General features: G+C 44.1%; 6 protein-coding genes and 2 pseudogenes. 5 read left to right on the top strand and 3 right to left on the bottom strand.

Annotation, left to right across the window (positions count from 1 at the left end):
* The 4 genes and pseudogenes from B4H32_RS03370 to truA all read left to right on the top strand — a co-directional run.
* Positions 1-858 (top strand): annotated as a pseudogene (locus tag B4H32_RS03370) (FimV domain-containing protein); the annotation flags it as partial.
* A gap of 61 nt (positions 859-919) precedes the next feature.
* On the top strand, positions 920-2,167 hold the full coding sequence (locus B4H32_RS03365; protein ID WP_286799996.1) for a FimV domain-containing protein: 1,248 nt from the start codon (positions 920-922) through the stop codon (positions 2,165-2,167).
* 62 nt (positions 2,168-2,229) lie between these two features.
* Positions 2,230-3,195: an asparaginase domain-containing protein gene (locus B4H32_RS03360; protein ID WP_286799995.1), complete on the top strand. Its 966-nt coding sequence runs from the start codon at positions 2,230-2,232 to the stop codon at positions 3,193-3,195.
* A gap of 15 nt (positions 3,196-3,210) precedes the next feature.
* Entirely contained in the window at positions 3,211-4,008 is a 798-nt protein-coding gene (gene truA, locus B4H32_RS03355) for a tRNA pseudouridine(38-40) synthase TruA (protein ID WP_004756186.1), read from the top strand.
* 44 nt (positions 4,009-4,052) lie between these two features.
* Here the strand turns inward: truA and B4H32_RS03350 are convergent, their stop codons facing one another.
* Positions 4,053-5,060 (bottom strand): AraC family transcriptional regulator, encoded by a 1,008-nt coding sequence (locus tag B4H32_RS03350; RefSeq protein WP_004756189.1) that lies wholly within the window; start codon positions 5,058-5,060, stop codon positions 4,053-4,055.
* Between the two features lie 229 nt (positions 5,061-5,289).
* On the opposite strand from B4H32_RS03350, the gene infA reads away from it, so the two are divergent.
* Positions 5,290-5,511 (top strand): translation initiation factor IF-1, encoded by a 222-nt coding sequence (gene infA, locus B4H32_RS03345; protein ID WP_001284370.1) that lies wholly within the window; start codon positions 5,290-5,292, stop codon positions 5,509-5,511.
* Between the two features lie 63 nt (positions 5,512-5,574).
* On the opposite strand, the pseudogene B4H32_RS03340 reads toward infA, so the two are convergent.
* Both B4H32_RS03340 and leuB read right to left on the bottom strand, forming a co-directional pair.
* A pseudogene (locus tag B4H32_RS03340) lies at positions 5,575-5,865 on the bottom strand (lysozyme inhibitor LprI family protein); the annotation flags it as partial.
* A gap of 56 nt (positions 5,866-5,921) precedes the next feature.
* Positions 5,922-6,809, bottom strand: an 888-nt coding sequence (gene leuB, locus B4H32_RS03335; protein ID WP_286799993.1) for a 3-isopropylmalate dehydrogenase, incomplete at its 5' end; no start/stop codon positions are given.

The following is a 6,809-nucleotide window of genomic DNA, read 5'->3' as shown; positions in this document are numbered from 1 at the left end:
GCAGAACAGACGGCCACCATTCAGGCAGGCAGCAATACACAAGCAGCAACACCGAAAATCGCGGTGACTGAGCAAAAACCAACCACTCCAACAATTAGGCAGGAAGTTCAACAGGCGGCCGTTGTTCAGGCAGCAAATGTCCAGCCAGTCAATGAGAATGTTCCTGCTGGGAAACCCATCCAAAATACCGAAAATAAACCTGTGGAAGAAAAGCGGGATACCGTGGCTGAATATCAGGCAAAAAATAAAGAACAGCCAATCAGGCAGAAGCCAGCCCAAAGCAGCCCACCTGCAACATCAGGTGAAAATAGTCAACAGCAACATGTGGTTAGACGTAATGAGTCACTATGGAGCATTGCACAGAGAATTGCAGGACAAACCCAGCAACCTGTGTACAAAGTCATGAACCAGATCAAGGCGCAGAATGAACATGCTTTTGTTGGTGGTAATGCCAATCGGTTGAGACAGGGTGCTCATTTAAATTTCAATCTGGGTACAGTTTCAGGCCGCCAAAACCCAGATGCAAATCAAATGACAACCCAAACAGCGCATGGTGTGCCAGCAGGAAAAGTAAAATATCGCCTACAACAGGCGGAAATGACCCTGATTGCTGAAAGTAATCAAGATTCCAGTACTGGAAGTGCGAAAAAAGACACACAACAACAAAAAACCAGTGCAGATTTATCATTAAAAGTTATGACAGCACGCGAAAAAACCGTTACATTACAAAGAAACGTAACACAGTTAGAATTGGCATTACGTGGTAAGGAACAACGAATTCAGTTACTGAATGCTCGGCTTGCAGAGCTACAGGAACAGTTGAAAGCGCAACAGGAAACTAAAAAGCCAACACGCTAGGTTACGGGAAGATTCTCATAAATTTGCACAAAAGCGGCTCTATCTTCAAGGGGTATGGATCATGTCAACTATAATAATTGTACTGCTAGTCGTTGTACTGGTTGTTGCAGTCGTTTTAAAAAAACGTGGTGACAATCAAGGCAATACAGCATCCAGAAAAGGTGCTAGCAAGACAGCTAAAACAGCAGCTACAAAAAAAGTTTCACGTACAACACTGGCACGTGAAGAACAGGAAGCCGCCCCGCAATCCACCAGCCCGATTCCAGACAGTCTGCGCCAGAAACTTGAACAGCAAATTCAAAGTGGCAACTACCAGACTGCTGAGGCACAGATCAATCAGGCCTTAAAACAGGATAATACCCAGCATGAGCTGTATCTGTTCCTGCTTGATATCCATTTGGCACAGAGGGATGATTTTGCCGCCGATCAGTTGATCAAGCATGTTCATGCCTTAAAACTGGAAGAGATTGCACGAGCCGCTGAAGCAAAACACCGTGAATACGAAAGAAACAGACAGCCTGACTCAATTGAGTTTAGCCCAAGTCATTTTCAACAACCGCATACACCTGCTGCAAGCCCTGTTCAGAACAATACCGCTGATTTTGATGCACTGGTTCAAACCCCAGCCAAACAGTCTTTTGATGATTTACAGTCTGAATACAGCACACCCGCTGAACAGGAAAAACCTGCTGAACCAGTTCCTGAAGTTCAACCTCTGGATTTCAACTTCTCTTTCGAACAGAAAGAAAGTGCCGAACCTAGTCCTGTAACTGAAACTGTAGAGACCAAAGAACAACAACCCCTTGAGTTCTCATTCAATTTAGAAACAGGCACGACCTCTCCAGCAGTTGAAGAAACAAAAACTATAGAGAGCAAGCCAGAATTAAACTTCGATCTATCCATTCTGGAAGTCGGTTCAAACCAGACTGAAACCAAGTCAGAGGATATTCCAGCCCCAAGCCTGGATTTTAATTTTGAGCCATCTGAGAATAAACTAGAGACGCCACCTGCGGCTGAAAAAATCGAGTTCACCTTTGACGTTACAGAGACAGTGATCCAGACTGAACCTAAAACAGCATTTATTGAACCAGCACCGCAAGCCCCCGCAACAGGCAATGATCCTTTGGCCCAATCATTCCCTGATCTGCAACAGCTTGATGAAGCACAGCTTAACCTTGAACTGGCTGAACAATATATTGAGCTCGGTGTCTATGAGTCAGCACGGGAACTGTTAAAGAACAGCCAAGCGCTTCTAAATGCGGAGCAACAACAACGTTCAGAAAAGTTACTCAATAAAATAGCTTCCTGAATTTGATCCGTCTAATATAAGCAGTCTTATAGACTGCTTTTTTTATACCAAAAATTCTGATTATGCAAAAAATCGCTTTGATTTATATGGGTGGTACATTTGGCTGTATTGGCGAACCACTTATGCCAATGCCCGAACAAGCCTTTTTACCTTTGCTGGAAAAGGTTATCCCCCCCCATTTACAGGTTGAATGTTTCGCAGCTCCTAGCATTAAGGACAGCAGTGCATGCACAGCAGTGGACTGGCTGCAACTGATACAACAGATTCAGCAATTACAGCACAACAATTACCAATATTTCGTGATTATTCATGGTACAGACACACTAAGTTATGCTGCGGCAACACTTGCCCGTTTTCTGGGAGATTCATGCCATGCAATCATTACAGGAAGCCAGTATCCGCTACTGAATGTTGACGGAAATGACACACGGGAATTTACCGATGCGCTTGGAAATCTGCATTTGGCACTGGAACAGGTACTAAAGCTCCCTGAGGGTGTATATCTTGCTTTCCACCAACAGGTTTTTCATGCTCAAACCACATTGAAAGTACACACAACCGAACTGGATGCTTTTACAGGAATCCCTGCTACCAAAGAATGCCTGACATCTACCAATCAGTTTATTGTAAAAGATGATCACATTACACAGGCTGCACAACTGTGTGTGCTTAACCTCATGCTACAGCCAATACCGCAACAGCAACTAATCTTACAACTCAAAAACGTTCTGGCTGCACCTCCACAGTTTTTGGTGCTGCAAGGTTTTGGAACAGGCAATATCGCTGTCAATGATGAGATTTTGGCCTTGTTTGAAGATCTATATCATCAAAAGTGCCTGATCATTGTCAGCAGTCAGGTTACTTTTGGCCAACTTGACCAGCGTTATGCGGTCAGCTCATGGATGCAATCTGCCAGGGTTTTAATCAATGATTGTCACAGTCATGCCGATTTATATGCAAAAACATTGCAAATGTATTTAAAATACCCGACCCATGATCAACGCTTTGAACATTGGCATCATCATTAGCACTGAGGTTTAAATATGCAACGTTATGCAATTGGTATTGAATTTTGTGGTACTCAATACCGTGGCTGGCAAACCCAACAGGCAGGCGTTGCAAGTGTTCAGGAAACCATTGAGAAAGTTCTCAGCAAAATTGCCAATGCACCTGTCCTACTACATGGTGCTGGACGTACCGATGCAGGCGTGCATGCCACCAATATGGTTGCCCATTTTGACACTGAGGCAGTCCGCCCTGAACGCGGTTGGCTGATGGGCGCGAACAGCCAGCTTCCAAAGGATATTTCAATTCAGTGGATCAAGTGCATGGATGAAAATTTTCATGCCCGTTTCAAGGCTGTTGCGCGTCGTTATCGCTATGTCGTGTATAACGCCCCTCACCGCCCAGCATTACTAAATAAACAGGTTACGCATATCTATTATGCGTTAAATGCAGAGAAAATGATTGCGGCAGCGGCCAAGTTTGAGGGCACTCATAATTTTGAGTCATTCCGTGCAGCGGCCTGCCAGTCAAACCAGCCTGTACGCCATGTAAAGCATTGTCGTCTATTTAAACATGGTCGTTATTTAGTTCTTGATATTCAGGCAGACGGTTTCCTACACCATATGGTACGAAATATCATGGGTTGTTTACTGGAGATTGGACAGGGCCTATATGAGATTGAGCATATTGACACCATGTTCGCTGCACAGGACCGTAAAGCTGCTGGTATTACTGCACCGCCTGACGGACTTTACTTTATTCAGGCCTATTACCCTGAAGAATTTGACTTGCCACAGCCACCATTAGGTCCACAGTGGTTAAACCTGCCTGAATAAAAAGCCCTATCAATAAAAGATAAGACCTGGCCATTTTAAAAAATCTAGCGTTGTTTGCGTTTACGGTATTCCACTGGCGTTTCATTGGTCCAGCGCTTAAAGGCACGGTAGAACGTACTTGGCTCGGAGAACCCTGTTAAATAAACGATTCGCTCCACACTTTCATTGGTGCTCGCCAGCAGCCTCTTCGCCAAACGACAGCGATAGTCAGAAAGAATCTGCTGAAAGCTGGTATTGGCTTCACTCAACTGGGTACGCAAACGGCGTGGGGTAATATTCAGTTGTGCCGCAACAGTTTCCAGTGTGGTTTCACCACTTTCCAGTGTCGAACCAATAGCACGGCGTACCTCACCCACTAAATCGTATCGAGCCAGTTCTTGCAACTTCTCAATCGCAAGCTGTTCATGCAGCTGCAGTAATTCAGGTTCAGCTTGCCATAATGGATAATCAAGCACGGCATCATCAAAATAAAGGCGGGTTTCTTTTTGACCCAGACTGACAGGGCAACCATACACCCGAAAATATTCATCATCATCCGCACCTTCATTGAAGTTGAAGTCAATGTAGATTGGCTGAAACTGCCCTTCGGTAATGAATTTAAAGAAACGAAGAATACCTGACATCGCACATTCAGAAAAATGGCGATTGACCAGATTGTCAGACCAGTACTGTTCGCCATTGCTTAAATAACAGCGTCCATCCTGAATCACCAGTTTGGCATCAAAGGCATCACTGATCAAGCGCTGATAGGCCAGAGCACGTTTCAGGCCCTCCCCAAAGGTTTCACTACTGATAAATAGATGCTCAATCACCTGACCACGATAGAGCGGTAAATGCTCACCTAAATGCAATCCAATATCAGGATCATTGCTGACTTCCTGTGCCGCAATCCAGAATGCATTTTGCGCACTTAATGGCGTTCTGGCATTGGTATCAATTTGATTTAGCGCTACTCCTGCTTTTGTCAGAATCTCTTCAGTTGGCAATCCTGCTTTACGAATTGCCTGATAACCAAAGCGTAATACAACTGATGCATCTGTTAACTGACCCACGCAGTGCCCTTCCCTGTAGATACTTTATTATGACAATAACACTAAATTTAGATTAACGTTGATTGACCAAACTGACAACACTATTCTGCTTCTTTTGTTAAAAAAATTCGTCGATTGTCTGACAGTTTTTTCCAAATGATTACTCAAAGCTTTGCTGCAACTTCACCTTGTAAAATTCAAATAAATTGACTATAATTTGCCCCTTTCCAATTTGATCATCAGGTAGGCCATGGCCAATAAAGAGGAACTCATTGAGTTCGAAGGCGTTGTCACCGAAACGCTTCCTAATACGATGTTCCGTGTACGTCTAGAAAACGGTCACGAAGTTATTGCTCACATTTCTGGTAAAATGCGTAAACACTATATCCGTATTTTGACAGGCGACAGCGTAAAAGTTGAAATGACACCTTATGACTTAACCAAGGGTCGTATCACTTATCGTGCACGCTAAGAATTAGTGAATGCAAAAAAGCCACATCAATATGTGGCTTTTTTTAGGTGCATAAACAAGGGTTTATTCACTTAAACGTGTGGTTTTACATCCTACGGTTTGGCACTCACGTAGACGTTCCAGCAACCAGTGATTGCGTTCCTGTGTTGTGGTCAGGCGGCATTGCACATCAACACTGTTCTGCTGTGAATCTGTACAGCTTGCGTCGCGATGACGTATCCATGCGAGCTGTGCCTTTTTTAGAATCTTTTGCTGTGTCTCATTGAGCTGCTGCTGGCGTAACTGCTGATAATTTTTGTTTAAGTCAGCATCTGCACTGGCATAAATTTTATTGGTACAGTAAATATCATCATATTTTTATGTTATAAAAAAACGCAGCGATTGCTGCGTTTTCGGGCTGCTTATGTTGCTTAGCCTAAGACTGCAACCACAGCTTCACCCATGGCATCTGTACCGACCTTGGTCATTCCCTCAGCCATAATGTCAGCTGTACGCAAACCTTGATCCAATACTTGACCTACAGCATATTCAATTGCTTTTGCTGCATCTTCTTCACGGAAGGTATAACGTAACATCATCGCAACTGAAAGAATAGTTGCCAATGGATTAGCAACATTTTGACCAGCAATATCTGGTGCAGAACCATGACATGGCTCATACATGCCTTTACCATTTTCATCTAAAGATGCAGAAGGCAACATGCCGATCGAACCTGTCAACATTGCTGCTTCGTCAGATAGGATATCACCAAATAAATTACCTGTGACGATCACATCAAACTGCTTTGGTGCACGTACTAACTGCATCGCTGCATTGTCCACATACATATGTGACAACTGGATATCTGGATATTGTGCCTGCTGCAAGTCAGTTACGGTTTGCTTCCACAATTCAGTCACTTCAAGGACATTTGCCTTGTCAACTGAACACACCTTGCCACCACGCAGACCTGCAAGCTCAAACGCCACCTTGGCAATACGCTTGATCTCACTTTCTGAATAAACATCAGTGTTATAGCCTTGCTTTTCACCATTTTCCAGTTCACGAATACCACGTGGCTGACCGAAGTAGATACCACCTGTAAGCTCACGTACAATCAGGATATCCAGACCAGCAACAATTTCTGGCTTCAGACTTGAAGCGCCCGCCAATTGTGGATAAAGGATTGCAGGACGCAGGTTGGCAAACAGGTTCAATTCGCTGCGGATTTTTAACAGGCCACGCTCTGGACGGATTGAACGTTCAATGGTATCCCATTTAGGCCCACCAACCGCGCCCAACAAGATTGCATCGGCTTT

Origin of the sequence: Acinetobacter sp. UBA2063, from assembly GCF_002333245.1 — a bacterium.
Taxonomy (GTDB): domain Bacteria; phylum Pseudomonadota; class Gammaproteobacteria; order Pseudomonadales; family Moraxellaceae; genus Acinetobacter; species Acinetobacter parvus.
The sequence above is the reverse complement of the archived record's forward strand: the minus strand, read 5'-3'. Positions and strand labels throughout refer to the sequence as shown.